The following is a 26,644-nucleotide window of genomic DNA, read 5'->3' on the forward strand; positions in this document are numbered from 1 at the left end:
ATGACGGCACCCATCACTCCGACTCTGCTTTACCTCGACAATGTCTCCGTATCCTTCGATGGGTTCCGCGCCCTGAACGCCCTATCGCTCGCCGTCGACCATGCGGAGATGCGCGCCATCATCGGCCCCAACGGAGCGGGCAAGACCACGATGATGGACGTGATCACCGGCAAGACCCGCCCGAACGAAGGCACGGCGCTCTTCGAGGGAACGCACGACCTGACGGCACTCGACGAGGCCGCGATCGCGGAACTCGGGATCGGTCGCAAGTTCCAGACGCCGACCGTGTTCGAGATGCACAGCGTCGAGGACAATATCCTGCTCGCCCTCAAGGAGAACCGGTCGCCCATCGCCACGCTCCTGTCGCGGCGCAGCGCCCGGGAGCGCGAGCGGATCGATGTTCTGTTGGAGCGGGTGCGCCTGACGACGCATCGTCGCCGCAAGGCAGGGGAATTGTCGCATGGACAGAAGCAATGGCTGGAGATCGGCATGCTGCTGGCGCAGCAGCCCAAGCTTCTGCTGATCGACGAGCCGGCCGCCGGCATGACCGATCAGGAAACGGCCGAAACGGCCGAGCTTCTGCGCGACATTGCGAAGACGCAGGCCGTCGTCGTGGTGGAGCATGACATGACCTTCGTGCGCGATCTCGACGTGAAGGTCACCTGCCTTCACGAAGGCTCCGTGCTCGCCGAGGGGACGCTCGATGCGGTGAGTGCAAACGAGCGGGTCGTCGAGGTTTATCTGGGACGATGACCATGCTCTCTGTCGAAAACCTCTCCGTCTATTACGGTGCCGCACAGGCCCTGCGCGGCGTCTCCGTCAGCGCCTCCATCGGCGAGGTCACCTGCGTGCTCGGGCGGAACGGCGTCGGCAAGACATCGTTGCTGCGCGCCATCGCCGGGCATCGTCCGATTGTGGGCGGCAGCATCCATTTCGAAGGCCGTGACATCGCACGTCTGAAACCCTTCGAGCGGGCGGCGCTCGGCATCGCCTATGTGCCGCAGGGCCGCGAGATCTTTCCGCTCCTGACGGTCAAGGAGAACCTCGAGACGGGCTTTGCGCCATTGAAGCGCGGCGAGAAGACGATCCCAGAGGAGGTCTTCGAGCTGTTCCCGGTTCTGAAATCCATGCTGGGCCGGCGCGGGGGCGACCTGTCCGGCGGTCAGCAGCAGCAACTGGCCATCGGGCGAGCCCTCGTGACCCGTCCGCGCCTGCTCGTGCTCGACGAGCCCACGGAGGGCATCCAGCCGTCCATCATCAAGGATATCGGTCGGGCCATCGCTTATCTGCGCGGGCGGAAGGACATGGCGATCCTCCTGGTCGAGCAGTATTTCGACTTCGCTCGCGACCTGGCCGACCGGTTCGTGGTGATGGAGCGGGGCGAGGTCGTGCAGCATGGCGACCGCTCGGCACTTGAGGGAGACGATGTCCGTCAGCGCTTGGCCATTTGATGGCGTCTCCCAATCGGTATCTCAACAGCGTCAGAGGGCGGTCGGGCGGGTTGCGTTCGGCGCCGTCGGCTTGGACGGCCGCACCCGTCCCATGCGCATTGAGGAGAGCGGGTCCATGCGGATCAGGCTCCCGAAGGGGCAGGGGAGCGGTCTCGACGCGGTCCTCGTCAACACGGCGGGCGGGATCGCCTGTGGGGATCGCTTTTCCGTTCAGGTCGAAGTGCGTTCCGGTGCCACGGTGACGGTGGCGACACCGGCGGCCGAGAAGGTCTACCGGTCGGATGGTCCGGTTGCCGAGCTCGTGGTTGACCTCAAGGTCGCGGTGGAGGCGCGGCTCGACTGGCTGCCTCAGGAGACCATCCTGTTCGACCGGGCGCGCCTCCGCCGGAGCCTCTCTGTCGAAATGGCCGAGAATGCGAGCCTGACATTGTTCGAGGCCGTCGTGTTCGGGCGCGAAGCGCGGGCGGAGCGCATCGTCGACGGGCTTTTCGAGGATCGTTGGCGCGTCCGGCGGGGAGGGCGTCTCGTCTATGCCGATACGCTGCGGCTCGACGGCCCGATCGACGATCTTCTTCAGAAACCCGTCGTCGGCAGGGGAGCGCGCGTCTTCGCCACAATGATCCATGCCGCGCCCGATGCGGAGGCGCGCCTGGACGCCGCGCGCGAACATCTCTCGTCCGTCGCCGACGGCTGCGATGCCGCGGCCAGCGCGTGGAACGGCCTTCTCGCCGTGCGCTTCTGCGCGATGAAGGTCGAAGCGCTCCGTTCTGCCGCGATACCGTTCCTGCTCGCCTTTCGCGGCGAGCCCCTGCCTCGCGTCTGGCTCAGCTAGGGTCGAACCATGCAACTCACCCCCCGTGAAAAAGACAAGCTCCTCATCGCCATGGCGGCCATGGTCGCACGCCGCAGGCTGGAGCGCGGCGTGAAGCTCAATCATCCGGAGGCCATCGCCCTCATCACCGACACGGTCGTCGAAGGCGCGCGCGACGGGCGATCCGTCGCCGAGCTGATGGAAGCGGGCGCACATGTCATTACCGCCGATCAGGTGATGGAAGGCATCGCCGAGATGATCCACGACGTGCAGGTGGAAGCGACCTTTCCCGATGGCACCAAGCTCGTCACCGTGCATCACCCGATCCGTGGCGCGGCTTCCAGGGACGTTCCCGGGGAGGTGACCGCGCAGGAGGGCGAGATCGTCTTCAACGAAGGCGCCGAGCGCACCGTTCTCACGGTCGCCAATACGGGCGACCGGCCGATTCAGGTCGGCAGCCATTACCACTTCTTCGAAACCAATCCGGCCCTGTCCTTCGACCGCGAGAAGGCGCGCGGCATGCGGCTCGACATCGCGCCCGGCACGGCTGTGCGCTTCGAGCCCGGCGCCACGCGCGAGGTGGTGCTGGTTCCGCTGTCCGGAAAGCGTGAGGTCTATGGATTCCGCCAGGGTGTGATGGGGGCGCTGTGATGTCGAATGCAAGAAAGCCGGCCTCCCTGCCGCGTTCCGGCTATGCGGACATGTTCGGCCCGACCAAAGGCGACCGGGTTCGCCTCGCCGATACGGCTCTCGTGATCGAGGTTGAGAGAGACTTCACCACCTATGGCGAGGAGGTGAAATTCGGCGGCGGCAAGGTGATCCGCGACGGCATGGGACAGGCGCAGACGACCCGCGCCGAGGGCGCGGTCGACACGGTCATCACCAATGCGGTGATCCTCGACCATTGGGGCATCGTGAAGGCCGATATCGGCATCAGGGGAGGGCTGATCGCCGCCATCGGCAAGGCCGGCAACCCGGACGTGCAGCCCAACGTGGACATCATCATCGGACCGGGCACGGAGATCGTCGCCGGCGAAGGCAAGATCATCACGGCCGGCGGCTTCGACTCGCATATCCACTTCATCTGCCCGCAGCAGATCGAAGAGGCGCTCATGTCCGGCATCACCACGATGCTCGGCGGCGGAACCGGGCCTGCCACGGGCACCTTCGCCACCACCTGCACGCCGGGACCATGGCACATCGCCCGGATGGTCGAGGCGGCAGATGCCTTTCCGATGAACCTCGCCTTCACGGGCAAGGGCAATGCCTCGAAGCCTGGCGCCCTGGAGGAGATGATCCAGGCCGGGGCCTGCGCGCTGAAGCTGCACGAGGATTGGGGCACGACCCCGGCGGCCATCGATTGCTGCCTGTCCGTGGCCGATGCCTACGACGTGCAGGTGATGATCCATACAGACACGCTCAACGAATCCGGCTTCGTCGAGGACACCATCGCGGCCTTCAAGGGGCGAACGATCCACGCCTTCCATACGGAGGGCGCGGGCGGCGGCCATGCGCCCGACATCATCAAGGTGGCGGGTCTGCCCAACGTGCTGCCGTCCTCCACGAACCCGACGCGGCCCTATACGGTGAACACCATCGACGAGCATCTCGACATGCTCATGGTCTGCCATCACCTCTCGCCGTCAATCCCGGAGGATCTCGCCTTCGCCGAGAGCCGCATCCGCAAGGAGACCATCGCGGCGGAGGATATCCTGCACGATATCGGGGCGCTCTCGATGATGTCCTCCGACAGTCAGGCCATGGGCCGCGTCGGCGAGGTCATCATCCGCACGTGGCAGACGGCGCACAAGATGAAGGTGCAGCGCGGCGCATTGCCCGGCGAAACCGGAGACAACGATAATTTTCGCGTCCGTCGCTATGTGGCGAAGTACACGATCAATCCTGCCATCGCCCATGGGGTGTCCAGGCATATCGGCTCCGTCGAGGTCGGCAAGCTCGCCGATCTCGTGGTCTGGACGCCGGCCTTCTTCGGCGTGAAGCCCGATCTCGTCCTGAAAGGCGGCGCCATCGCGGCAGCCCTCATGGGCGATCCCAATGCCTCGATCCCGACGCCGCAGCCGGTGCATTACCGCCCGATGTTCGGCGCCTATGGCCGGGCGCTTTCCACGACATCGCTCACCTTCGTGTCGAAGGCAGCCGTGGAGAACGGCCTGGCGGCAACGCTCGGCGTCCAGAAGAAGCTCGTCGCCGTGGAGAACGTGCGTGGCGGGATCGGCAAGAAGGACATGGTTCTCAATGATGCGACGCCCCTGATCGAGGTCGATCCTGAAACCTACGACGTCCGTGCCGACGGCGAATTGCTCGTCTGCGAACCCGCGAAGGTTCTTCCCATGGCCCAACGCTATTTCCTGTTCTGACATGATCCGCGCCACATCCATCATCCGCCGCGATGCCGTCGACCATGATCGCATCGTCGATGTCATCACCCTCGATCACGGCGACAGGCACCGCCGCCGCATCAGGCTCAATGCCGATGGCGGAACCGCTTTCCTGCTCGATCTCGACAGAGCCGATGTGCTGGAAGACGGCGACGCCATTCGGCTGGACAGCGGCTGGCTCGTCGAGGTGAGGGCGGCACCGGAAAAGCTTGTGGAGATCACCACGGAGGATCCGCTCGATCTCCTGACCCTCGCGTGGCATATCGGCAACCGGCACGTGCCGGCGGAGATCAGCCGCGAGGCGATCTACATCGCCTATGACCATGTGCTGGTCGACATGCTGCTTGGACTGGGTGCCAAGGTCGAGATCGTCCATCGACCTTTCCGGCCCGTGCGCGGTGCCTATCACCATCATGAGCATGGCGGACATTCTCACCATCATGGGCACGGCCATGGATGACGGCTCCATGAAAGCGCAGGGGCGGACAGGAGAGGCGCCGATCCTGCCGCTCTTCGCCTGGCTCTCACCGTCCTATCCGGTCGGCTGCTACGCCTATTCGCATACGTTGGAATGGGCCGTGGAAGCGGGCGACGTCACCGATGAGGCCAGTCTCGTCTCATGGCTGACGGACCTGCTCACGTTCGGCCTCGGACGCAACGACGCCATTCTCCTGAGCCATGCCTACGGGGCTGGCGATCAGGGCGACCTTGAGGCTCTCGAGGCCGTCAACGAACTCGCGCTCGCGTTGTCGCCGTCCGCCGAGCTCTATCTCGAGACCAGCCAGCAGGGACGCAGCTTTCTCGATGCGACGCTCGCCGCGTGGCCTTCGCCGCGCCTGCTCCGGATCGACGGCGAGGTGGCCTTTCCGGTGGCGGTCGGCATGGCTGCGGCAGCCCATCGCATCCCGCTGCCGATCACCGCGCAGGGTTATCTGTTCGGTCTCGTTCAGACACTCGTTTCCGCCGCGATCCGTCTCGCACCCATCGGGCAGACGGCGGGCATACGGGTCTCCGCCGCGCTGGCCGGCATCGTGCAGAACATCGCCCGCCAGGCGATGGCGCTCACGCTCGACGATGTCGGCGGCTCGACCTTCCGGGCCGATCTCGGCTCGTTCCATCACGAAAACCAGTATACGAGGCTTTTCCGGTCATGACATCTCACACGGGACCCCTTCGCGTCGGCATCGGCGGGCCGGTCGGCTCGGGCAAGACGGCCTTGATGGAAGCGCTCTGCAAGACATTCCGCGAGCGCTACGACATCTGTGCGATCACCAACGACATCTACACCAAGGAGGACGCGCGCCTCCTGACCGTGGCCGGCGCGCTGCCGGTGGAGCGCATCATGGGCGTGGAAACGGGCGGATGCCCGCACACGGCCATTCGTGAGGATGCATCGATCAACCTCGCGGCCATTGCCACCATGCGCAGGCGCTTTCCGGACCTCGACCTCGTGCTGGTGGAATCCGGCGGCGACAACCTGGCGGCGACGTTCTCGCCCGAACTCGCCGACCTGACGATCTACGTTATCGACGTCGCGGGCGGCGAGAAGATCCCGCGCAAGGGCGGACCCGGAATCACACGCTCCGACCTCCTCGTCGTCAACAAGATCGACCTTGCGCCTCATGTCGGCGCCGATCTGGCGATCATGGAGGAGGACACGAAGCGCATGCGCGGCCAGAGGCCGTACGTGTTCAGCAACATTCGCGACGGCATCGGGATCGATGCCATTGCGTCGTTCATCGAACAGGCCGGCGGTCTGTCGGCAGCAGCCTGAAGGAGAAAATCGTCATGTTCAAACGCTCCATTGCGATCATGCTGTTGCTGGCGACAGCCACGCCTGCCATGGCTCATACGGGCCACGATCCCGCTTCCGGACTTCTCGCCGGAATCGCCCATCCCATGGGAGGCCTCGACCATGTGCTGGCCATGATGAGTGTCGGCCTCTTCGCGGCCATGCTCGGAGGGCGTGCCTTGTGGGCGCTCCCCGCGAGCTTCGTCGGGATGATGCTGGTCGGCGGCGCGCTGGGAATGACCGGCGTCGCGGTCCCCGCGGTCGAGTTCGCGATTGCTGCTTCGGTCGTGGTGCTGGGCGCAGTCGTGACGTTGGCACGCGCGTGGACCGTCGGGGCGGCCATGGCGCTCGTCGGCTTCTTCGCCGTCTTCCATGGATACGCTCATGGTGTGGAGATTCCAGTCGGTGTCGGTGCCGCCCTGTACAGCCTCGGTTTCGTTGTCGCGAGCATGGTGCTGCATGGGCTCGGTATCGTCTTGGGGGCTGTCACGGCCCGTCAGACGCAAGCCAGCCGCTTTACCGGGGCGGCGGTTGCCGTCGCCGGAATTGCTCTCCTGATCGGCTAGAGAGCGGTTTTTCTTTTCGGATCTATGTCTGAAGTGCCGATCATCGAAGACGGTTGGATCAAAGATCTCCCCGGCTACGCAATGCAGCCGGGGAGTTTCCTTATGGAGCTCAGGTTGGGTCAGCGTTTGCCGCCGCCGTTCCCGGCAGGGCCGTCCTGGTCGGTCCCGTCTCCATTGTTGGATCGACCGGGATTGGATGCATCGTTGCCGTCATCATCATTGCCGTGCCCGTTATTGCCATGGCCGCCGGCATTGCCGTTGCCATTCCCCTGACCGTTGTTGCCGCGACTGCCGCTATTATCCATCCCAGGGCTGACGCTTCCGCTTCCGGAACCGAGACTTGCACTTCCGGAGCCGACGGTTCCGCTTCCCGTTCCACCAATTCCGCTGGTGCTGTCGTCGTTCGAGCTGACTGCTCCCGCCCCATTTCCGCTGCTGCGTGCGCCACTCGCCCCCAAGGTGCCGCCACCTCCCAATGCGCCGCTACGTTCCGGACCCAGGTTGCCGCCTATAGCACCGGCGCTGCCTGTTCCAAGAGTGCCGCTGCCGGATGCGCTGGAGACATTGCGGGCTGGGTTTGCCGATCCGGGGGCGGCAGTGGGACCAGCGTTGATGGATCCAGTCACACTGCCATACCGGTCAGAATCCATGGGACGGTCCATGCGGCGCAAAGCTTGTTGAGGCCGAATGGCACAGCGGCAGGTCTCCTGACCTTGCACGATGCGAAGTCGACAATTGTGATACGTGGAGGCATCAGCGACTGCGGGCACACATTGTTGCCCCGTTCCGATAACCTGGGCGCTGGACGGAGTTCCAAGGGCGAGGAGAAGGGCCGCGCTGGACAAAGCGAGAGCGTATGAACGCTTCATTGTTCACCTACATAGAGCCATTTTTGATGATGAGCCGTAGCAAGACGGCTCGCTTGGCTTTAAGACGCGGAACCTCAATATGCGTTCCGTTATAAAGGAAAAAGTTCTTTTCCCAGGAGGCGGAACTTTTTCCAAGCTCGGGCTTAGAAGGCCCGGTGGAATCGGCTGAGCTCGGCTTTACTCAAACACCATCTCTTTCGCCTGGAGCTTCCACGCCGTAGGCATCGGCCATGCTGCGGATTTCAACAAGTTTGGTCTTAAAATCTGACCAGTCGTCTTCGACAGCAATCGGAGCCCAAAGCGCCTCGACCTCGTCGATCAGCATGGTGCAGGGCGCGGGGCGCGCAAAATAAGGGTGATCGAGCCGAGCCCGGGCCACGGGTTCGAAACCGGCAAGAGCCGCGCGGACCGGCTCGAAGGATGGCTGCGCATAAAAATGTGCCGATGGGCTCTTTTCCGCGCGATGTGCGCTCAGGCGACCGCCATGCCAATCGAAGAACGTTTGCTCGAATGGTGCCTTGCTCTCGTGCAGGAATGTCCACAGGGCTTTGGCGAGCATCCCATCCTGCTCGAAGCCTCTCGATTGCAGGCCGAGGCGACGCAGGATGGCGCTCGGGAATTCCCGATGAAGCGCGGGCTCGAAACTGGCGAGGGCCTGCTCGAGGTTGCTCTGCGGAGCCAAGGGCAGCAGGCATTCCGCGAGGCGATACAGATTCCACAAGAGCGTGTCGGGCTGCCGGCCGAAGGCGTAGAGGCCCGTCTCGTCGAAATAGGCGGCTGTAAAGCCGGGCTCGTAGACAGGTAGGAAACGCCATGGCCCATAGTCGAAGCTCTCGCCCGTGACGTTGATATTGTCGGTGTTGAGCACGCCATGCACGAAGCCCGCCGCCATCCATTGTGCGCCCATGCGGGCCACGCGTCGGCATACCTCTTCGAGAAAGGCGACGGCGCGGCCGGGCTCATCCTCGCGCCACATCTGCGGCATGTAGGTCCGGATCGTGTAGTCGAGGAGCTTGCGGAGGTTGTCGGTTTCGTTCAGGTAGAGCAGCCGCTGGAACGTTCCGATGCGAATGTGCGAGTGGCTGAGGCGTACCAGCACCGACGAGCGCGTGGGCGAGGGTTCGTCGCCGCGTTCGAGTTCCTCGCCGGTCTCGATCAGGCTGAAGGATTTGGAGGTTTCGACGCCGAGTGCTTCGAGCATCTCCGTTGCCAGGATTTCGCGCACGCCGCCCTTCAAGGTGAGGCGGCCATCCGCATGGCGCGACCAGGGCGTCTGCCCGCTGCCTTTCGTGGCGAGGTCGAGAAGCCTGCCGTCCTGCGCATCATGGATCTGCGCGAACAGGAAGCCGCGCCCGTCGCCCAGATGCGGATTGTAGGTCCGGAACTGGTGGCCATGGTAGCGCAGGGCGAGGGGTTGTTCGAAGCTGCCCGGAAGCGGCGCGAAGCGTCCGAAATGGTCGATCCATTCTTCATCGCTGAGAGACCCGAGTCCCGCCCGCTCGGCCCAGCGCTGGTTGCGATAGCGCAGGATGTGCTGCGGAAACTCCGCCGGCCGGACGAGGTCGTAAAAATCGGAGCCGAGTTCCCGATGACGTGTCGAGGCGCGATAGATGGCGGAGATGGGCATGTGCGAGATCCGATCAACTCGTGATCAATTCCAGGGTGTCCGAAATGTTCAGAATTGTCAGGATGGATCAAGCCGCAGCCGCTTTCGAGGCTCGGTCAAGGGAAGGCCTCTCGAGCAGTCATACGATTCATCTCAAATAGAACACTATACCACATTATGGTATGGCATGAAGAAGCAGATGCCCTCGAAGCCAGCTAAAATATTACACGGCTTCCTATTCAGAAAAAGCTTTGCTTTTCCTTACGTTCGCGATCGTTGTTCAAACGCCGTCGTGCTGTCGATGCCGCAATTTGTGCTTTGGTCTATTGGCTGCGGCGAAAAGCTCCCCTAGGATTCTTTCGTTAAGGAAGACGGGAGGAAGGTTTATGGCATTCAAGGATATGCTGAGCCTTTGCGGCCGGATCGGTCTGATCGTCGTGGCCTTTGCATTCGTAGCCGGGATCATTGCCGGTCCAGTCCTTGAGAGAATCTGGTCGTCGCGCCTGACGGTGACGCAGAACAACGAGACGCCTCCTCCGATTCCGCCCAGGGTTCCGGCCACGCCTAAGACGGCAGAGCCGGGCTAACACCTTTTTAGAACTCTCCAGTTCATACAACAGCACTGCCGGCGAGGCGGTGACATAAGTCCTATTGCAGGAAGGTGCGATGAGCAGCGAGGTGCTTTTGCGGCAAGAGATTCGCCATTCTCTTGGATATGTCCGCGGCATGATCGATCATTACTCCGGTCTCTATTCCGGCGAGAACCTTGCCCGGGACGTGCTCAGCTTCTGCGATGGAATGATCAAGCCCGAGGAGCCGAACTCCCGGCTTCGGGAGGCGCGGCGACTGGTCGAGGAGCGGTGCCGGCAGCTGGCCGACGCGACAGACCGCTTCGCCCAGCGCGACCCGGCTTCGATTGCGGCCATGCGGGCCCAGGCCGTCGCGGCGATCGATCTGTTCCAGGACGCCGCCTTCGAATGGCACAAATCGCGCGCAACCATTCCGTCGTCCGGACGCCTGTTGCGCAGGAAGAGCCTCTAGAGCATCGGACCCAAAAGTGGCCCCACTTTTGGGATCAATTCCGATGCTCCACTCCTGGAAGAGCGCATCGTTGATGCGGAAAACCGGATCCACTTTTCGCTGACGCGGCCCTCCGGGTCCGCACGATGCGCTAGCGCGTCGTCACCCTTGCGCCGTCGACCAGTGGCTTGGGCTTGATCGAGGCCGTCGCGGGAACATCCACGACCTGCGGATCCGGCAGGGGACTGCTCTTCGGCGTGTCGAGTCCGTAGACATCGTCGCGGAAATGCACCGCGCCATCGGCCGTCGCATAGCCGGTGAGATACACCCAGGCGACCGGGACGGGCTTGTCGAGACGGATATCCTGACGGGTCGAGCCGGCGATGGCCGTGTTGATCCCGTCTCGCGTCCATGCGCCTGCCTGACCGCCGGTCCCGCGCAGAAGCCATTCGGCGAAATCGGTCACATCGGCCACGCGTACGCAGCCCGAGGAATGGAAGCGGGCATCCTGCGCGAAGAGCTGCTTCTTGGGCGTGTCGTGCATGTAGACGGCATGCTTGTTCGGCATGTCGATGCGGATCTGCCCGAGCGAGTTGATCGCGCCGGGATCCTGGCGAAGGGTGTAGTTCACCGCCTTCTCCGTCGACCAGTCGAGGGTCTTGGGATCGACCTCCTGTCCCTTGGCGTCGAGAATGCGAATCTTCATCTTCTCAAGGTAAGCGGGATCCTTCCGCACATGCGGGATGATGTCTTTCTTGATCAGGGAAACCGGCACCGTCCATGTGGGATTGATGTTGACGGCGGTGACCCGCGTCTCAACCGTCGGCGAGGGACGATCCACCTTTCCGGCGATGGCGACGAAGCGGCGGGCCACCTGTCCACGCTCGACCGCTTCGACGGCGGCGGATGGAATATTCACCACCACATAGCGGTCGCCGAAGGCGAAGGTGGAGCCTGCCAGTCTCTGCGCGGAAGCCGTGAGCTGGCGATGGCGCGTGAGCGCCGGGACATTCAAAGCCTCCAGGGTTCGCGCCCGCACCGCGCCGGATTCCGGCAGGCCGTGGCGGGCCTGGAACCGCTTGACCGCGCTGGCCAGTTCCGCGTCGAAGCCCGTGCTTGTCGTGGAATTGTCCGGGAGGTCGCCCTCCAGGGCGAGTCGCTGCCGAAGGGTCGCGACGAGCGGGCCCTTGTCGCCGTTCTTCAGAACCGTGCCCGCGGGGAGGCTCGGCCACCCTCCCGCCTCGGCGATGCGCTTATAGGTCCATGCCGCCCGCATGGTGTTGATGAAAGTGCCGGCGTCCAAGGTCGGGCGGGGATCCTGCGAGATCGCCGCGACAGGCGTGGGCGCCACTTTCTCGGGCGGCTTGGCCGGTGCTGTAGCGGCGCCCTTGGGCGGCGGGGCGACGCTCCCGACCGGAGGCGTCGAGCCGTTCGGCGAAGTCTTTGACGAGGCGTCCGAAGACAGATTTTCGGCAGCCGCGAAGGCGCTCGGAGAACTCCAGATGGTGGAGCCCAAGAGCAGAGCGAGCCCGAAGCAGAGACAGCGTGTATTCCCATAGGTCATGTCCTGACTATGAAGGTTCCTGGTTTACAAAATGCTGTAACGGGAGGGTGACCGTGAGGGCCTGCAACTGGGACAAGGCAAGGACGTTGTCCTCGGTCCCCGTTCCGGCCAACGAGTGTTCCATGCGTGCCAAGCCTCTCCCCCCTCAGGATATCAGGCGGATCGACCTGCCTTTGCCGTCCTCCTTGGGGCTTCATGCCGTGCGGTTGCTCGACCGGGTGAAGGAGGCAGGGCCGGCAGGGGTCGTTTATGTCGCAGGAGGGGAACGCTGGGCCGAGCAGATGGCGCAGGCCATGCGAGGACTGGCGCCCGGTCTCGATATCGACCTTCTGCCGCCATGGGACTGTCTTCCCTACGACAGCGCTTCGCCGTCGCGGGACGCCATGGGGCGCCGCATGGCGGCTCTGCGGCGGATGAGCGAACCGGCGATGGCTCCGCGTGTCCTGATCACGAGCGCGGCTGCGATCGTCCAACGGGTGCCGCCGCGCGACGTGGTGAGGACGTCATTCTTCCCGCTTTGCGCAGGCGAAGAGTTTTCAACCGATGCCCTGAGCGACTATCTGCACCGCACCGGGTACATCCTGGATGAGCGGGTGGATGAACCGGGCGAGGCGGCGATCCGGGGGCAGGTGATCGATCTCTTTCCGGCCGACAGCCCGTTGCCTTACCGGGCCGAGCACGATGGGCGGACCATCGCGGCCATTCGCTCCTACGATCCGATCTCTCAATTGACGGAGGCGGAAGTCGACCATCTCGTGATCGGCCCGGCCTCGGAGGTGGTCCTGCAGGCGGCGGGCGGTGGAGAAGCCACCCTCGAGCGGTCCGACGGCATGGAGCATCGTCTGCCTGAATTCTACCCGCGCCTGGAAACGATCTTCGATTATTGGCCGGATGCGGCCATCGTCCTGGATGCGAAGTTCGAGGAGAGGCGGCAGCTCGTGATGGAGCAGGCTGCCGACGCCTACGACAATCGGATGAAGTTGCGCATGCAGGGCCAGCCGGCAGCATCGCCCGGTGCGCCTGAGCGGATTTTCATCCAGGACGACGAATGGGCGGACATCCTGTCGAGCCGCCGCACCGTCTACATTCATGCCGTAACGCCGGACGATTCCTCTCGGAATGCGGTGCCGAATTTCGCGATCTCGTCCAGGCCTTCGAAAGCGCTTGCGGATTTCCTGCGTGCGCAGACGGAGGCGGGGCGAAAGATCGTCCTGGCTGCGGCGGACCGCTCGGACCTGGCGAGGCTCAGGCGACGGGTCCAATCCGTCGGGCGACCGGACGATGTGGATGGATGGAACGATGTCGTGGAAGGACCTTCCCAGGGATGGTTCGGCTTGCAGGCCGATATCAAGAGGGGCTTCGTCGATGAGCGCGATGGCATCGCGCTCGTCACGGCCTTCGACGTGCTGGGGAGCCGTGCTCGCAGCGCTGCGGAGACAGAGATCGCTTCCGCCGCATTGAGCTTCACGGATACGAGGTTCCAGATCGGCGACGCCGTCGTTCACATCGACCATGGAATCGGCGTGCTCCAGGGCATCGAGACCGTCACGGCCGGCGATGCGGGCGAGGGCGAAGCGGTCAGGCTCGGTTATGCGGCCGACACGACGCTCCTGGTCCCCGCGACGGAGATGGACCGCGTCTGGCGCTACGGTGCGATGTCGGATGCCCTTTCGCTGGACAGGCTGAAAGGCGATGCATGGCAGGTGCGCCGCGAGAAGATCGAAACGGAGATCGCGGAAACCGCCAGGCACCTGATCGGCCTCGTCGATGCTCGCAGGGCAAGACAGCTGGAGCCGCTCGTGCCGCCAGGACGCGAGTATGAACGCTTCGTCGCCCGCTTCCCGTTCTCCGAAACAGCCGACCAGATCTCCGCCATCGAGGCCGTCCTCGGAGATCTTTCATCGGGCCGGGCGATGGACCGGCTGGTCTGCGGCGATGTCGGATTCGGCAAGACGGAGGTCGCCCTGCGCGCCGTCGCCGCCGTTGCGCTGTCGGGCAAGCAGGTGGCCGTCATCGCTCCGACGACCGTGCTGGCGCGCCAGCATGTGCGCAGCTTCGAAAGGCGTTTCGCGGGTTTGGGGATCGAGATCGCGCATCTTTCCCGTCTCGCGCCGCCGGCCCAAGCGCGGGCGGTGAAGAAGGGATTGGCCGACGGGTCGATCCGCGTCGTCATCGGTACGCATGCGCTCGCAGCAAAAGGCGTGACGTTCAAGGATCTCGGGCTCGTCGTGATAGACGAGGAACAGCGGTTCGGAACGGCGCACAAGAACAAGCTCAGGGAATTGTCGGCGCAAGCTCATGTGCTGACGCTGACCGCAACGCCGATTCCCCGGACGATGCAATCCGCGCTGGTCGGATTGCAGGAGCTGAGCATCATCGCGACGCCGCCCGCGCGCCGCCAGCCGATCCGCACGTTCCTGACGCCCTTCGATCCGGCCAGCGTGCGCGATGCGCTCATGCGCGAGCGGCGGCGCAGGGGCCAGAGCTTCGTCGTCTGCTCCCGGGTCGAGGATATCGAGCCCATGCGTGAGCGGCTGGCGAAGCTCGTTCCGGAACTGGACGTCATGGTGGCTCACGGACAGATGCCGCCCGCCGAGACGGACGACGTGATGGTGCGCTTCGCCGACGGGGAGGGGGATGTCCTTCTCTCCACCAATATCATCGAGAGCGGCCTCGATGTCCCCCGCGCCAACACCATGCTGGTGTGGCGCGCGGATCGCTTCGGCATGGCGCAGTTGCATCAGCTTCGGGGGCGCGTCGGAAGAGGGCGCGTCCGGGGAACGGCCTATCTGCTGACGGAGCCCGGCCAGGAGCTTCCGAAAGCGACGGAGAGGCGCCTGAGGACGCTGGCGGCCCTCGACAGGCTGGGAGCGGGTTTCGCCATCAGCGCGCAGGATCTCGATCAGCGCGGCGCAGGGGCGCTGCTCGGCGAGGAGCAGGCCGGCCACGTCAAGCTGATCGGTACAGATCTTTATCAACACATGCTTGCGCACGCTCTGCGCGGGGAGAGCCTGGACGACGACTGGACGCCTGAGCTCAATATCGGGCTGTCCGGCGCCATTCCGGAAACTTATGTCAGCGAGCCTGAGATGCGGATCAATCTCCATGCCCGGCTCGCACGGTTCGACCTATCCGAGAGCATCGACGAGCTCGAGGCCGAGATCGAGGACCGCTTCGGCTCCATCCCGGAACCCGTCCGGAACCTCCTGAGGCTCGCGCATCTGCGCCAAGCGTGCCGGAACCTGGGGATCGCCCGCATCGATGCGGGGCCGCAGGCCATTGCCTTGACCTTCCGGCCCGGATCGGCCGAGAAGCCCTCCCTGAAGGCAAGGATCGCCGCTTCCCGGGGAGGGCTCCGTTGGAGCAAGGAGCGCCTCGTCTGCTCGATCTCAAGCGAGCAGGCCGAGGAGCGCCATGAGAGGATCATCGACCTGCTGGATACGCTGTCGCGATGAGGCGAACTTGGAACAGCCACCATCTCCGTCGCGCCGATGCGGCGTGAACGGATCCGGCCTAAAAAACTTGATACTGATGACAATGTTGATCGTGAGGAGCCTATGACGTCCGAGGAAATCCAGGAGCTGAATGCCGCGCGCGAGAGCCTCGTGAAACGGCGCAGGGAGATGACGCGGCAGATTTCCGAGGCACCACTTCCCTCCGTCGATCTGGCTGAAGAGCTTACGAAGATCCTCATCGCCATCGAGGCCCTCGACCGGGCACTCAACGAAGCGGGCCATCCCTATATGAGCCAGGGCGTGGTCGAACAGTTGAAGCGGGACAGCTGAGATTCAAGCGTCCGCCGACAGTTCCACGAACATGTCCACGAGCGGGTCGTTGGGATTCGCCAGACCGGCGATAACGTCGAAGTGATGCGCTCCCGGCACCTCATGGTAGCGCGTCGCCACGCCTGCCTGTCCCCACCGCTCTACGATGGCGCGGGACTGGCGCAGGAATTCGCTGCTTTCCGCACCGCCGACGACGGCGATGAGATGTCCGCTCGTGGGAGGGGCCCACTCCAACGGACTTAAAGAGCGCGCCTCCTCCAGGGAGAGGCCGAGAGCCTTGTTGATCGAGGTCGGCACCAGCGGCGGCAGGTCGAAAAGTCCGGAGATCGGCATGGCGGCACGGACGGGCCTCCGCAGCGCATCGGGCCGCGCCATGAGGCATGCGGCCAGGTGTCCGCCGGCCGAATGGCCGCTCAGGACGAGGGGGCGGCCCAGACGCTCGATGACGAAATCGGCCGCAGTCTCGATCTCGGCCACGATGGCGGCCAGCGTGGCGGCGGGCGCGAGGGTATAGCTCGGGATCGCGACCGTCAGCCCGCGCTCGTTGGCGCCGCGTGCCAGATGGCTCGACGTGGATTTGTCGAGCGCCTGCCAATAGCCGCCATGGATGAACAGCACCACCGGGCCGCCGGCATCGCCGCCCTGCGGATGGAAGAGGTCCAGCCGGTTCCGTTCGCCCGGCCCGTAGGAAAGATCCAGCTCGCAGCGGGCACTCTCCCGGTAGGCGGCGGAATCCCGCTGCCAGCCTGCGATGTGAACCGGATGTTCGGGCACGCGCGCCCGGTTGTTGTACTCGGCCTCCAGGTCGAGGTCTTCGGCGGCCATCGCGGTTGTCCTTACACGTGGAGGTAACGGTCCTTGAGGCTCGTATCGGTCATGAGCTCCTCGCTCGTTCCCGTCCAGACTGAGCGGCCCTTCTCGATGATCACGTGCCGGTCGGCGAAGCTGGCCAGCGCGCCGATGTTCTTGTCGATCACGAGAATCGACTGGCGCTCGCCCTTGAGGCGCTTGAGGCAGGTCCAGATCTCCGCGCGGATCAGCGGTGCCAGGCCTTCGGTGGCCTCGTCGAGGATCAGCAGCTTCGGGTTGGTCATGAGCGCGCGTCCGACGGCCAGCATCTGCTGCTCGCCGCCGGAGAGCTGCGTGCCCAGGTTGCTGCGGCGCTCCTTGAGACGCGGGAACAGGTCGTAGACCGCATCCAGCGTCCAGCGGCCGGAGCCGGTTCGGTTCGAAGCCGTCGCGACGAGGTTCTCTTCCACGGTCAGGGTCGGAAAGATCTGCCGGCCTTCGGGCACGAGGCCGATGCCCGTCTTCGCGATGCGATAGGGCGCGAGCCCCGTCACGGCCGCTCCGTCGAAGCGCACCTCGCCGCCGCGCGGACGCAGCAGGCCCATGATCGAGCGAATGGTGGTCGTCTTGCCCATCCCGTTGCGGCCGATGAGCGTCACCACCTCGCCTGCCTTGACCTCGAGCGAGACGTCGAAGAGCACCTGCGCAGCGCCGTAGGACGCCTGGAGCTGTCGGACGGAGAGCATCAGACCATCTCCTCTTCGCCGAGATAGGCGGCGCGGACCTCGGGATTCTCCCGGATCCGCTCGGGCGTATCGGTGGCGATCACGCGACCGTAGACGAGCACGGAGACGCGGTCGGCGAGGGAGAAGACCGCATCCATGTCGTGCTCGATCAGTACGATGGTGAGGCGCTCCTTGAGGCGCCGCAGGGTCTCGACGACACGCTGGGATTCCTCGTGGCCGGTGCCGGCCAGCGGCTCGTCGAGGAGAAGCAGCTTCGGTGCGGTCGCAAGGCCGATGGCGAGTTCGAGCTGGCGCTTCTCGCCATGGGACAACAGGCCCGCCGGGACATGCGCGCGCCCCGCGAGGTTGACCTGTGCGAGGCACTCCATGGCAGGCTCGTTCAGGGCCTTCTCGTGCGCGGCCTGGCCGAAGAGGCGGAAGCTTGATCCCGACCGCGCCTGGACGGCCATGGCGACGTTCTCCAATGCGGAGAAACCCGGGAGGATCGACGTGATCTGGAACGACCGCGCAAGCCCGCGCCGGACGCGCTGCGGCATCGAGAGCTGCGTCACGTCCTCGCCGCCGAACAGGACGGATCCGGAATTCGACGCCAGGGTGCCGGAGATCTGGTGGATCAGCGTCGTCTTGCCCGCCCCGTTGGGGCCGATGATCGCGTGCAGCTCGCCGGGTCGAATGGACAGACTGACGTCGTCGGTGACGACGAGGGCGCCGTAGGCCTTGCGCAGGTTGCGGAGTTCGAGAAGCGGCTCAGTCATGGTGCGACCTCCGCAGTAGGCCCATGATCCCGCCCCTGGCGAACAGGACGATCAGGATGAGCAGGGGACCGAACACCATCTTCCAGTTCTCGGCGAGATGGGAGCGGGCTTCCTCGCTCAGGAAGAAGCTTAAGGAATGCAGGATTTCCGGCAGGAACTCCTCCAGGAGCAGGAAGGCGGCCGCGCCGATGATCGCGCCATGCAGGGAGCCGAGGCCGCCGAGCACGACCATGAAGATCAGCTCGCCGGAGCGCTGCCACGTCATGAAGGCCGGGCTGACGAACTCGGCCTGGTTCGCCAGCAGGCAACCGGCGAGCCCCGCGAGCATGCCGCTGATGACATAGGCGGCGAGCTGGAAGCGGAAGGGCTGGAAGCCGATGGCTTCCATGCGGATGGCGTTCTCCCGCGTGCCGCGCAGGACGCGCCCGAACCGGGACGCCACGACGGAGCGCGAGAACGCATAGGCTCCGAGAAGGCAGAGCAGGCAGACCCAGTAGAAGGTGAAGTCGTTCTTCAGGACGTTCGTTCCGGCCAGGAGGCTGCGCGAGGACAGGGTCATGCCGTCGTCGCCGCCATAGGCCGCGAGCGACGTGGCGAGGAAGTAGAGCATCTGCCCGAAAGCCAGGGTAATCATGATGAAATAGACACCCTTGGTCCGCAGCGAGATCGCCCCGGTGATCAAGGCAAAGACAGCCGAGGCGGCAAGTGCCACGGGAACCTGCACGAGGATATCCTCGATGCCGTGGCTCGCCAGGATGCCGACCGTATAGCCGCCGAGCCCCAGGAAGGCCGCGTGGCCGAAGCTCACGAGCGCGCCGTAGCCGAGGATGAGGTCGAGCGCCATGGCGGCGATGCCGAAGATCATCACCCGCGTCAGCAGGGACAGGACATAGCCCTCTGCGCCCGAATAGGTGGCGAGCAATGGCGCCGCCGCGAAGGCGGCGAAGAGAACGACGGGGACGATCTCGAACCGTGTGGAGAGCGATGGCATGGGGGCGGAGGGTGTTTCGGCGAGTTCGGTCATTGGCACCCTAGCGCTTCACGGGGAACAGGCCGGAGGGACGGAAGAACAGCACCGCGGCCATGAAGATGTAGATCAGCATCGGGGCGATGGCGCGGCCGGTCTGACTCGCGGCGGCGGGGTCGAGAAAGAGGCGCAACAGGTTCGGCGCGAAGCTGCGTCCGACCGTGTCCACGAGCCCGATCAGGAGGGCTGCGAGAAACGCCCCGCGGATCGACCCGATGCCGCCGATCACGATCACCACGAAGGCGAGGATCAGAATGTTGTCGCCCATGCCCGGCTCGACCGAGAGGATCGGCGCCACCATCGCGCCCGCGAAGCCCGCCAGCATGGCGCCGAAGCCGAACACGATCATGAACAGCCTCTGGATGTTGACGCCGAGCGCCGACACCATGGCGGCGTTGCTGGCGCCGGCCCGCACCAGCATGCCGACGCGCGTGTGGTTCACCAGGACATAGAGCAGGCCGGCGACCACGAGCCCCGCCGCGATGATCGCGAGGCGATAGACCGGATAGAGCAGCCCGCTCGCGATCTCCACCGAACCCGAGAGCAGGGCGGGAACGGGAACGCTCAGGGGAGCGGCGCCCCAGACGAACTTGACGCCTTGGTTCAAGAACAGGATCACGCCGAATGTGGCGAGGACCTGGTCCAGGTGATCCCGGTCGTAGAGATGCCTGAAGACCAGCATTTCGAGCAGAAGGCCGAAAGCCAGCGCGGAGGGCAGGGCGAGCAGCAGCGCCCACCCGAAACTTCCGGTCCAGGCGCTGAAAGCCGCCACCAGATAGGCGCCAACCATGTACTGCACGCCATGTGCGAGATTGATGAAGTCCATCACCCCGAACACCAGCGTGAGCCCGGCGGCGATGAGAAAAAGGATGAGGCCGAACTGAAGGCCGTTCAGAGCCTGGACGAAGAGGAGTGTTGCGTTCATCGGCACGTCACTGGCGGCAGGCCTGCTCGGGCGCCTTCGTGCGAAGGCACCATGATGATGGCGTCAAGAAAAAGGATCGATCTACCCGATCAGGCGGATCGATCCCACTGCGGAGCGCCTCAGTTCGTGGCGCTGCATTCCTTGGCATAGGCGTCGGTGTAGTCGTCGAACACCTTCTCGACGATCTCCGTCTCCAGCTTGCCGTCGGCGCGCTTGGCCGCCTTCACGAGGTAGAAGTCCTGGATCGGGAAGCCGTTGGCGCCGAACTTGAAGTCGCCGCGCAGCGACTTGAAGTCGGCCTTCTTGATGGCGGCGCGCAGGGCTTCCTTGTCGTCGGTCTTGCCGCCGGTCGCCTTCAGCGCCGAGTCGATCAGCAGGGCCGCGTCGTAGGAATGCATGGCATAGGAGGCGGGGATCGTGTTGTAGGCCGCCTCGTAGGCCGCGACGAACTTCTTGTTCGCCGGATTGTCCATGTTCGGAGCCCAGTTCGAGCCGCTGAGCATGCCGATGGCGGCGTCCTGCTGCGCGGGCAGGTTCGTCTCGTCGACCGTGAAGGCGGACAGGAACGGAATGCGGTCGGCAAGGCCGGCGGCGCGGTATTGCTTGACGAGGTTCACGCCCATGCCGCCCGGCATGAAGGTGAAGATCGCGTCGGGCTGCATGGAGGCGATTTTGGCGAGCTCGGACTGGAAATCGAGCGTGTTGAGCGGAATGTAGGATTCCTCGACGATCTCGCCCTTGTAGTGGCGTTTGAACCCGGCGAGCGCGTCCTTGCCGGCCTGGTAGTTCGGCGCCAGCAGATAGACCTTCTTGTAGCCGCGGTCCTGCGCGACCTTGCCGAGAACCTCGTGGTTCTGGTCGTTCTGGTAGGAGGTGGCGAAGAAGTACGGGCTGCAGCTCTTGCCCGCGAGGTTCGACGGGCCCGCATTCACGCTGATGTAGAAGGTCTTGGCGTCGACGATCGGCTTCTGGGTTGCGACTGCCACGTTTGAGAAGATCGGGCCGACGACGAAGTCGACCTTGTCGCGTTCCAGGAGGCCCTTCACCTTCGTCACCGCCACGTCGGGCTTCAGCTCGTCGTCGACGACGATGACGTCCACATCCCGTCCACCGAGCTTGCCGCCCAAATCCTTCACGGCGAGCTGGAAGCCGTCGCGGGCATGTTGGCCGAGCACGGCCGATGGGCCGGAGAGGGTCAGCAGCAGGCCGACCTTCAGCTTCTCCTGCGCCATGGCCGGAGCCGCGGCCAAGCCGACGGCCGCTGCAAGGCCAAGGGTTTTGATCGTCACCTTCATCATAGTCTCCCGAGTGGCTGTTCCCTGCGCACATTGGCTGTGCTGCGTGATTGTTTCCGGCGGGGCATGCGATGCCTCGACGGACAAGTCGGCGATACTCTGCCGTAAAACTTATGTGCCGAACACTCCCTTTGTCGGAGCTTTCGTCCCGGCATCCCCAGTCTTTGCCCAATCTTTGGGATTGCCAAGGATTATTTTAAGATTAAAATATTTTTCCGGTTCTTCAAGCGGATTGTTACGCAGAGGAAGGCAGGCGAAATGACGAGCGCGTGACTGGCGGTGGACGGGCAGCGATACGAGGTTCGCCATGGCGCGGATCTGCAATGACCTGCTTCCGACCCTGCCAAGCCGACGGCGCTCCGTCTCTCCTGACGCACAATAAAACAGAGGAGCGGACGATGGCGGATACGGCGCATGTGGATACCTTTGCGAGGGACAATCTTCCGCCTCGGGACCAATGGCCGACATTCCAGTTCACCCGTCCCGAGCTTCACTATCCCGAAAGGCTCAACTGCGCCGTGGCCTTCCTCGATCGCTGGGTCGACGAGGGCCGGGGCGATGAGCCCTGCATCATCAGCCCGGCGGAAACCCTGACCTATCGCGCCCTGCAGGAGCGGGTGAACCGCATCTGCAACGTGCTGGTCCACAAGCTCGGCTTCGTGCCGGGCAATCGCGTGCTGCTCCGCTCGGCCAACAACCCCATGATGGTGGCGGCCTATCTGGCGGTCCTCAAGGCCGGCGGCGTCGTCGTCGCGACCATGCCGTTGCTGCGCGCCAAGGAGATCGCCTATCCGCTGAACAAGGCGCAGATCACCATCGCGTTGTGCGACCACCGCCTCGCGGACGAGATGGAGCGCGCCAGGGCGATGGCGCCCGGCCTGCGGCATGTGGTCTATTGGGGCTCGGGCAAGCCCGACAGCCTCGAGACGCTGATGGCCGAGGCTTCGCCGGATTTCACGGCGGTCGACACGGCGGCGGACGATGTCTGCCTGATCGGCTTCACCTCCGGCACGACCGGCGAGCCGAAGGGGACCATGCATTTCCACCGGGACATGCTGGCGATCTGCGACGGCTATGGGCGGAACGTCCTGCGCCCCGAGGCGAGCGATCGCTTCATCGGCTCGCCGCCGCTCGCCTTCACCTTCGGTCTCGGCGGCATCGTGCTGTTCCCCATGCGCGTCGGCGCCTCGACCGTGCTGCTGGAGAAGGCCGGGCCCGACGATCTTCTGCCTGCCATCATGCAGTACAAGGCCACCATCTGCTTCACGGCGCCGACCGCTTACCGCGCCATGCTGTCGAAGCTCGAAGGCTACGACATCTCTTCCTTGCGCAAATGCGTGTCGGCCGGCGAACCGCTGCCCAAGGGCACGTTCGAGGCTTGGAAGGCTGCGACGAGGATCCGGCTCATGGACGGGATAGGCGCCACCGAGATGCTGCACATCTTCATCGCCGCGACGGAGGACGAGATCCGGCCCGGCGCGACCGGCAAGCCCGTTCCAGGCTACGAGGCGAAGGTCGTCGACGAGGAGGGGCGCGACCTCCCGCCCGGCAGCATCGGCCGCCTGGCCGTGCGCGGGCCGACGGGGTGCCGCTATCTCGCGGACGAGCGGCAGCGCAAATACGTGCAGGACGGCTGGAACATCACCGGCGACACCTACCTCATGGATGAGGACGGGTACTTCTGGTACCAGGCCCGCTCCGACGACATGATCATCTCGGCGGGCTACAACATCGCGGGGCCGGAAGTCGAGGCCGCGCTTCTCACCCATCCGGCCGTCGCCGAATGCGGCGTGGTCGGGGCTCCCGACGACGGACGCGGCACGGTGGTCAAGGCTTATGTGGTGCTTCGTTCCGGCCACGCACCGGGACCCGAATTGACGAAGGTGCTGCAGGATCACGTGAAGGCCGAGATCGCGCCCTACAAGTACCCGCGCCTCATCGAATTCGTGGAGGCCCTGCCGCGTACCCAGACCGGCAAGCTGCAGCGCTTCGAGCTGCGGCGGATCGCCCAGGACGTCGACAGCCACCAGGAGGCGATGAGCGCGTGACGCTCTTCCGGCTTGTGTGGAAATTATTTTAAGCTTAAAACAATCGGCGCAGTGCCTCGGGTAGGAATCTCATGAAGACGGCGATCATCGGCGGCGGCCCCGCGGGGCTCTATTTCGCGATCCTGCTGAAGAAGCTTCGGCCGGAATCCGACATCACGGTCTATGAGCGCAACCGGGCCGACGAGACGTTCGGCTTCGGCGTCGTATTCTCCGATGCGACGCTCGACAATTTCGAGAGATACGACCTGCCGAGCTACCAGCGGATCGTGCGGGAATTCGCCTATTGGGACGACATCGCCATCCACTTCCGCGGCACCGAGCATCGGATCGGCGGCAACGGCTTCTGCGGCTGCTCGCGCCGCACGCTGCTCCTGATCCTGCAGGACCGCGCGGAGGAGCTCGGCGTCAGCCTGCGCTACGAAGTCGACGTGGACGACGAGAGCCTTTTCGCCGATGCGGACCTCGTGGTCGTAGCCGACGGCATCAACAGCCGCTTCCGGGAGCGCTATGCGGACCACTTCCAGCCGGAGGTGGATCTGCGCCCCAACAAGTTCACCTGGATGGGCTCCACCAAGCCCCTCGACGCCTTCACCTTCATCTTCCAGGAAACCGAGTGGGGGCCGTTCATCGCCCATGCCTACCAATACGAGGCGAACCGCTCGACCTGGGTGTTCGAGACCGATCCCGAGACGTTCGAGCGGGCGGGGCTGAAGGACAAGAGCGAGGCCGAGTCGGCGGCGCTCATGGAGAAGATCTTCGGCTGGTTCCTCGGCGGCCATCGCATCCTCACCAACCGGTCGATCTGGCGCAACTTCCCGATGATCCGCAACAAGCGCTGGGTCATGGGCAATAAGGTGCTGCTCGGCGACGCCAAGGCGTCGGCGCATTTCTCCATCGGGTCGGGCACGAAGCTCGCGATGGAAGATGCCATCGCGCTCTATGAATCCCTCCGCCGCGATCCGAGCGTCGAGGGCGCGCTGTCGCTCTACGAGACCGGACGGCGCGAGGAGGTCGAGAAGACCCAGCACGCGGCCGACGTGTCCCTGGTCTGGTTCGAGCACGTGGCGCGCTTCTGGGATTTCGACCCGGTGCAGTTCGCCTTCGGGGTCATGACCCGCGCGAAGGCGATCACCTACGACAACCTGCGCCTGCGCGCGCCCGACTTCGTGGCCGATGTGGACAAGACGTTCGCCCGGCAGGTGCGCAAGTCCGGCTTCGACGTTTCGGTCGAGAACCCGAGCGCGCCGATGTTCCAGCCCTTCCGCCTGCGAGAGATGGTGGTTGAAAACCGCGTCGTGGTCTCGCCGATGGACATGTACTCGGCCAAGGACGGCGTGCCGGGCGACTTTCATCTCGTGCATTACGGCGCACGCGCCATGGGCGGCGCGGGGCTCGTCTTCACGGAGATGACCTGCGTGTCGCCGGAAGCGCGCATCACACTCGGCTGCACCGGCCTGTGGAACGACGAGCAGGAAGCCGCCTGGAAGCGGATCGTCGATTACATCCACGCTAATTCGGCCGCGAAGTTCTGCCTGCAGCTCGGACATTCCGGACGCAAGGGCGCGACCAAGCTCATGTGGGAGGGCATGGACCGGCCCCTGGAGGAGGGGGCCTGGGACATCTGCTCCGCGTCGCCCATCCCCTATTTCCCGGACAGCCCCGTGCCGCGCGAGGCGACGCGCGCCGACATGGATCTCATCAAGGCGCAATTCGCCGATGCCGCCCGGCGCGGCGAGCGGGCCGGGTTCGACATGCTCGAACTGCACTGCGCTCACGGCTACCTGATGGCGAGCTTCCTGTCGCCGCTCACCAACCGCCGCACGGACGAATACGGCGGATCCCTGGAGAGCCGCCTGCGCTTCCCGCTCGAAGTGTTCGACGCCATGCGCGAAGCCTGGCCCGCGCACAAGCCCATGTCGGTGCGAATCTCCGCGACCGATTGGGCGGAGGGCGGGATCACGGGCGACAACGCGGTCGAGATCGCCCGGGCGTTCTCCGAGCACGGCGTCGACCTCGTCGACGTCTCGACAGGCCAGACCGTGCGCGAGGCGCGGCCGATCTACGGTCGCATGTTCCAGACGCCCTTCTCCGATCAGGTGCGCAACGAGGCTCAGGTCGCCACCATGTGCGTCGGCAACATCACGGCGGCCGATCAGGTGAACACGATCCTGGCGGCGGGCCGCGCGGATCTCGTGGCGCTCGGCCGTCCGCATCTGGTCGATCCGTTCTTCACCATGAAGGCGGCGGCCTGGTACGGCGCGAAGGACATCCATTGCCCGCCGCAATATCTCATGGGCAAGGACCAGATCTTCCGCAATTCCGTGCGCGACCGGCAGGACCTGGAAGAGCTCAAGGTGAAGGCGAAGCCCAAGACCCGGGCGGAGCTGAAGATGGAGGCCGGAGAGAAGCCTCTCGCGGCGGAATGACATGACCCTGACAAGTCTCAAAGGGCGTCATGCCCTGGTGACCGGCGGCGGTCGCGGGATCGGCCGCGCCATCGCGGCATCGCTCGTAAAGGCCGGCGCCTCCGTCACTGTCGTCGGGCGCAATCCCGCCGCGCTCGAACAGGCGATCGTGCAGGGCGCCGCCCACGCGGCCGCCATCGCGGACGTCACCGATGCATCGGTCGTGCAGCGGGCCGTGCGCGAGGCGGTCGACCGCTATGGTCCCGTCGACCTGATGATCGCCAATGCAGGCGCGGCCGCCTCCGCGCCCTTCATGAAATCGGGGCCCGATGTATTCCGGCAGATGCTGGACGTAAACCTGCTCGGCGTCACCAACATGGCCCAGGCGGTGCTCGGCTCCATGACGGAGCGCGGCTTCGGGCGCATCGTCGCCGTGGCTTCCACGGCGGGGCTCAAGGGCTATCCCTATGTGAGCGCCTATTGCGCGGCCAAACACGCGGTCATCGGCCTCGTTCGCGCGCTCGCGCTCGAAACGGCGAAGACCGGCGTCACGGTCAATGCGGTCTGTCCTGGATTCACCGATACCGATCTCGTGGCCGAGAGCCTGGATCGCATCATGGCGAAAACCAACAGAAGCCGCGACGAGGCGCTCGGCGAACTCGTGAAGCACAACCCGCAGGGGCGCTTGATCGATCCTTCGGAGATTGCCGATGCGGTGCTATGGCTGTGCGGCGATGGCGCGCGCTCCGTGACGGGGCAGGCCATCGTGGTGGCCGGTGGAGAACTCTGAC

General features: G+C 64.8%; 25 protein-coding genes. 16 read left to right on the plus strand and 9 right to left on the minus strand.

Annotation, left to right across the window (positions count from 1 at the left end; translation table 11 throughout):
* Genes urtD through H0S73_RS10115 form a run of 9 tightly spaced genes read left to right on the plus strand, consistent with a single transcriptional unit; the run spans nucleotide 1 to nucleotide 7,019 of the window.
* Nucleotides 1-753, plus strand: coding sequence for an urea ABC transporter ATP-binding protein UrtD (gene urtD, locus H0S73_RS10075; protein WP_181052044.1), 753 nt, complete (start codon nucleotides 1-3; stop codon nucleotides 751-753).
* Between the two features lie 2 nt (nucleotides 754-755).
* A complete protein-coding gene (gene urtE, locus H0S73_RS10080; protein WP_181052045.1) occupies nucleotides 756-1,451 on the plus strand; it encodes an urea ABC transporter ATP-binding subunit UrtE in 696 nt (231 codons plus the stop codon).
* Nucleotides 1,426-2,283 (plus strand): urease accessory protein UreD, encoded by an 858-nt coding sequence (locus H0S73_RS10085; protein ID WP_181052046.1) that lies wholly within the window; start codon nucleotides 1,426-1,428, stop codon nucleotides 2,281-2,283. Before urtE ends, H0S73_RS10085 begins: the two co-directional genes overlap by 26 nt.
* Before the next feature lie 9 nt (nucleotides 2,284-2,292).
* Entirely contained in the window at nucleotides 2,293-2,913 is a 621-nt protein-coding gene (locus H0S73_RS10090; protein ID WP_181052047.1) for an urease subunit gamma, read from the plus strand.
* Nucleotides 2,913-4,640 carry an urease subunit alpha gene (ureC, locus tag H0S73_RS10095; RefSeq protein WP_181052048.1) on the plus strand — a complete coding sequence of 576 codons (1,728 nt, stop codon included), beginning with the start codon at nucleotides 2,913-2,915 and terminating at the stop codon, nucleotides 4,638-4,640. The genes H0S73_RS10090 and ureC overlap by 1 nt, the downstream gene beginning before the upstream one ends.
* A 1-nt stretch (nucleotide 4,641) precedes the next feature.
* Nucleotides 4,642-5,121 (plus strand): urease accessory protein UreE, encoded by a 480-nt coding sequence (locus H0S73_RS10100; protein WP_181052049.1) that lies wholly within the window; start codon nucleotides 4,642-4,644, stop codon nucleotides 5,119-5,121.
* A complete protein-coding gene (locus H0S73_RS10105; protein ID WP_425488185.1) occupies nucleotides 5,081-5,815 on the plus strand; it encodes an urease accessory protein UreF in 735 nt (244 codons plus the stop codon). Before H0S73_RS10100 ends, H0S73_RS10105 begins: the two co-directional genes overlap by 41 nt.
* A complete protein-coding gene (ureG, locus tag H0S73_RS10110) occupies nucleotides 5,812-6,435 on the plus strand; it encodes an urease accessory protein UreG (protein ID WP_181052050.1) in 624 nt (207 codons plus the stop codon). The genes H0S73_RS10105 and ureG overlap by 4 nt, the downstream gene beginning before the upstream one ends.
* Before the next feature lie 14 nt (nucleotides 6,436-6,449).
* Entirely contained in the window at nucleotides 6,450-7,019 is a 570-nt protein-coding gene (locus tag H0S73_RS10115; RefSeq protein ID WP_181052051.1) for a HupE/UreJ family protein, read from the plus strand.
* A 1,050-nt stretch (nucleotides 7,020-8,069) separates the two neighbouring features.
* Here H0S73_RS10115 and H0S73_RS10120 read toward each other — a convergent pair.
* Nucleotides 8,070-9,515 carry a protein adenylyltransferase SelO gene (locus H0S73_RS10120; RefSeq protein ID WP_181052052.1) on the minus strand — a complete coding sequence of 482 codons (1,446 nt, stop codon included), beginning with the start codon at nucleotides 9,513-9,515 and terminating at the stop codon, nucleotides 8,070-8,072.
* Between the two features lie 365 nt (nucleotides 9,516-9,880).
* On the opposite strand from H0S73_RS10120, the gene H0S73_RS10125 reads away from it, so the two are divergent.
* On the plus strand, nucleotides 9,881-10,081 hold the full coding sequence (locus H0S73_RS10125) for a hypothetical protein (protein WP_181052053.1): 201 nt from the start codon (nucleotides 9,881-9,883) through the stop codon (nucleotides 10,079-10,081).
* A gap of 139 nt (nucleotides 10,082-10,220) precedes the next feature.
* Nucleotides 10,221-10,535 carry a hypothetical protein gene (locus tag H0S73_RS10130; protein ID WP_181052054.1) on the plus strand — a complete coding sequence of 105 codons (315 nt, stop codon included), beginning with the start codon at nucleotides 10,221-10,223 and terminating at the stop codon, nucleotides 10,533-10,535.
* Between the two features lie 130 nt (nucleotides 10,536-10,665).
* On the opposite strand, the gene H0S73_RS10135 is transcribed toward H0S73_RS10130, so the two are convergent.
* Nucleotides 10,666-12,078 (minus strand): L,D-transpeptidase family protein, encoded by a 1,413-nt coding sequence (locus tag H0S73_RS10135; protein WP_181052055.1) that lies wholly within the window; start codon nucleotides 12,076-12,078, stop codon nucleotides 10,666-10,668.
* 122 nt (nucleotides 12,079-12,200) lie between these two features.
* Between H0S73_RS10135 and H0S73_RS10140 the strand changes: the two genes are divergently transcribed.
* Nucleotides 12,201-15,533: a transcription-repair coupling factor gene (locus tag H0S73_RS10140; RefSeq protein ID WP_181052056.1), complete on the plus strand. Its 3,333-nt coding sequence runs from the start codon at nucleotides 12,201-12,203 to the stop codon at nucleotides 15,531-15,533.
* 102 nt (nucleotides 15,534-15,635) lie between these two features.
* Nucleotides 15,636-15,863, plus strand: a complete 228-nt coding sequence (locus H0S73_RS10145) for a hypothetical protein (protein WP_181052057.1) — start codon at nucleotides 15,636-15,638, stop codon at nucleotides 15,861-15,863.
* A gap of 3 nt (nucleotides 15,864-15,866) precedes the next feature.
* On the opposite strand, the gene H0S73_RS10150 is transcribed toward H0S73_RS10145, so the two are convergent.
* The 7 genes from H0S73_RS10150 to H0S73_RS10180 form a co-directional block, all read right to left on the minus strand.
* A complete protein-coding gene (locus tag H0S73_RS10150; protein ID WP_181052058.1) occupies nucleotides 15,867-16,688 on the minus strand; it encodes an alpha/beta hydrolase in 822 nt (273 codons plus the stop codon).
* Nucleotides 16,689-16,699: 11 nt separating this feature from the next.
* Nucleotides 16,700-17,398, minus strand: a complete 699-nt coding sequence (locus H0S73_RS10155) for an ABC transporter ATP-binding protein (protein WP_181052059.1) — start codon at nucleotides 17,396-17,398, stop codon at nucleotides 16,700-16,702.
* Nucleotides 17,398-18,153: an ABC transporter ATP-binding protein gene (locus H0S73_RS10160; protein ID WP_181052060.1), complete on the minus strand. Its 756-nt coding sequence runs from the start codon at nucleotides 18,151-18,153 to the stop codon at nucleotides 17,398-17,400. Before H0S73_RS10160 ends, H0S73_RS10155 begins: the two co-directional genes overlap by 1 nt.
* Nucleotides 18,146-19,177 (minus strand): branched-chain amino acid ABC transporter permease, encoded by a 1,032-nt coding sequence (locus H0S73_RS10165; RefSeq protein ID WP_181052061.1) that lies wholly within the window; start codon nucleotides 19,175-19,177, stop codon nucleotides 18,146-18,148. Before H0S73_RS10165 ends, H0S73_RS10160 begins: the two co-directional genes overlap by 8 nt.
* 7 nt (nucleotides 19,178-19,184) lie before the next feature.
* On the minus strand, nucleotides 19,185-20,105 hold the full coding sequence (locus H0S73_RS10170; RefSeq protein ID WP_181052062.1) for a branched-chain amino acid ABC transporter permease: 921 nt from the start codon (nucleotides 20,103-20,105) through the stop codon (nucleotides 19,185-19,187).
* Nucleotides 20,106-20,224: 119 nt separating this feature from the next.
* Complete coding sequence (locus H0S73_RS10175; protein ID WP_181052063.1) at nucleotides 20,225-21,400, minus strand: ABC transporter substrate-binding protein; 1,176 nt, start codon at nucleotides 21,398-21,400, stop codon at nucleotides 20,225-20,227.
* A 111-nt stretch (nucleotides 21,401-21,511) separates the two neighbouring features.
* Nucleotides 21,512-21,709 (minus strand): hypothetical protein, encoded by a 198-nt coding sequence (locus tag H0S73_RS10180; RefSeq protein WP_181052064.1) that lies wholly within the window; start codon nucleotides 21,707-21,709, stop codon nucleotides 21,512-21,514.
* Nucleotides 21,710-21,798: 89 nt separating this feature from the next.
* On the opposite strand from H0S73_RS10180, the gene H0S73_RS10185 reads away from it, so the two are divergent.
* From H0S73_RS10185 to H0S73_RS10195, 3 genes are all read left to right on the plus strand, one after another.
* On the plus strand, nucleotides 21,799-23,448 hold the full coding sequence (locus tag H0S73_RS10185) for a benzoate-CoA ligase family protein (RefSeq protein ID WP_181052065.1): 1,650 nt from the start codon (nucleotides 21,799-21,801) through the stop codon (nucleotides 23,446-23,448).
* A gap of 71 nt (nucleotides 23,449-23,519) precedes the next feature.
* Nucleotides 23,520-25,874: a bifunctional salicylyl-CoA 5-hydroxylase/oxidoreductase gene (locus H0S73_RS10190; RefSeq protein ID WP_181052066.1), complete on the plus strand. Its 2,355-nt coding sequence runs from the start codon at nucleotides 23,520-23,522 to the stop codon at nucleotides 25,872-25,874.
* Between the two features lies 1 nt (nucleotide 25,875).
* A complete protein-coding gene (locus tag H0S73_RS10195; protein WP_181052067.1) occupies nucleotides 25,876-26,643 on the plus strand; it encodes an SDR family NAD(P)-dependent oxidoreductase in 768 nt (255 codons plus the stop codon).
* The last annotated feature ends 1 nt before the right edge of the window (nucleotide 26,644 follow it).

Source organism: Microvirga mediterraneensis (genome assembly GCF_013520865.1).
GTDB lineage: Bacteria > Pseudomonadota > Alphaproteobacteria > Rhizobiales > Beijerinckiaceae > Microvirga > Microvirga mediterraneensis.

Excerpts from the sequence above, each read along its gene's own strand:
- urtD (WP_181052044.1), top strand. The coding sequence starts at position 1 with ATGACGGCACCCATCACTCCGACTCTGCTTTACCTCGACAATGTCTCC.
- urtE (WP_181052045.1), top strand. The coding sequence starts at position 756 with ATGCTCTCTGTCGAAAACCTCTCCGTCTATTACGGTGCCGCACAGGCC.
- H0S73_RS10085 (WP_181052046.1), top strand. The coding sequence starts at position 1,426 with ATGTCCGTCAGCGCTTGGCCATTTGATGGCGTCTCCCAATCGGTATCT.
- H0S73_RS10090 (WP_181052047.1), top strand. The coding sequence starts at position 2,293 with ATGCAACTCACCCCCCGTGAAAAAGACAAGCTCCTCATCGCCATGGCG.
- ureC (WP_181052048.1), top strand. The coding sequence starts at position 2,913 with ATGTCGAATGCAAGAAAGCCGGCCTCCCTGCCGCGTTCCGGCTATGCG.
- H0S73_RS10100 (WP_181052049.1), top strand. The coding sequence starts at position 4,642 with ATGATCCGCGCCACATCCATCATCCGCCGCGATGCCGTCGACCATGAT.
- H0S73_RS10105 (WP_425488185.1), top strand. The coding sequence starts at position 5,081 with ATGGCGGACATTCTCACCATCATGGGCACGGCCATGGATGACGGCTCC.
- ureG (WP_181052050.1), top strand. The coding sequence starts at position 5,812 with ATGACATCTCACACGGGACCCCTTCGCGTCGGCATCGGCGGGCCGGTC.
- H0S73_RS10115 (WP_181052051.1), top strand. The coding sequence starts at position 6,450 with ATGTTCAAACGCTCCATTGCGATCATGCTGTTGCTGGCGACAGCCACG.
- H0S73_RS10120 (WP_181052052.1), bottom strand. The coding sequence starts at position 9,515 with ATGCCCATCTCCGCCATCTATCGCGCCTCGACACGTCATCGGGAACTC.
- H0S73_RS10125 (WP_181052053.1), top strand. The coding sequence starts at position 9,881 with ATGGCATTCAAGGATATGCTGAGCCTTTGCGGCCGGATCGGTCTGATC.
- H0S73_RS10130 (WP_181052054.1), top strand. The coding sequence starts at position 10,221 with ATGATCGATCATTACTCCGGTCTCTATTCCGGCGAGAACCTTGCCCGG.
- H0S73_RS10135 (WP_181052055.1), bottom strand. The coding sequence starts at position 12,078 with ATGACCTATGGGAATACACGCTGTCTCTGCTTCGGGCTCGCTCTGCTC.
- H0S73_RS10140 (WP_181052056.1), top strand. The coding sequence starts at position 12,201 with ATGCGTGCCAAGCCTCTCCCCCCTCAGGATATCAGGCGGATCGACCTG.
- H0S73_RS10145 (WP_181052057.1), top strand. The coding sequence starts at position 15,636 with ATGACGTCCGAGGAAATCCAGGAGCTGAATGCCGCGCGCGAGAGCCTC.
- H0S73_RS10150 (WP_181052058.1), bottom strand. The coding sequence starts at position 16,688 with ATGGCCGCCGAAGACCTCGACCTGGAGGCCGAGTACAACAACCGGGCG.
- H0S73_RS10155 (WP_181052059.1), bottom strand. The coding sequence starts at position 17,398 with ATGCTCTCCGTCCGACAGCTCCAGGCGTCCTACGGCGCTGCGCAGGTG.
- H0S73_RS10160 (WP_181052060.1), bottom strand. The coding sequence starts at position 18,153 with ATGACTGAGCCGCTTCTCGAACTCCGCAACCTGCGCAAGGCCTACGGC.
- H0S73_RS10165 (WP_181052061.1), bottom strand. The coding sequence starts at position 19,177 with ATGACCGAACTCGCCGAAACACCCTCCGCCCCCATGCCATCGCTCTCC.
- H0S73_RS10170 (WP_181052062.1), bottom strand. The coding sequence starts at position 20,105 with ATGAACGCAACACTCCTCTTCGTCCAGGCTCTGAACGGCCTTCAGTTC.
- H0S73_RS10175 (WP_181052063.1), bottom strand. The coding sequence starts at position 21,400 with ATGAAGGTGACGATCAAAACCCTTGGCCTTGCAGCGGCCGTCGGCTTG.
- H0S73_RS10180 (WP_181052064.1), bottom strand. The coding sequence starts at position 21,709 with ATGGCGAACCTCGTATCGCTGCCCGTCCACCGCCAGTCACGCGCTCGT.
- H0S73_RS10185 (WP_181052065.1), top strand. The coding sequence starts at position 21,799 with ATGGCGGATACGGCGCATGTGGATACCTTTGCGAGGGACAATCTTCCG.
- H0S73_RS10190 (WP_181052066.1), top strand. The coding sequence starts at position 23,520 with ATGAAGACGGCGATCATCGGCGGCGGCCCCGCGGGGCTCTATTTCGCG.
- H0S73_RS10195 (WP_181052067.1), top strand. The coding sequence starts at position 25,876 with ATGACCCTGACAAGTCTCAAAGGGCGTCATGCCCTGGTGACCGGCGGC.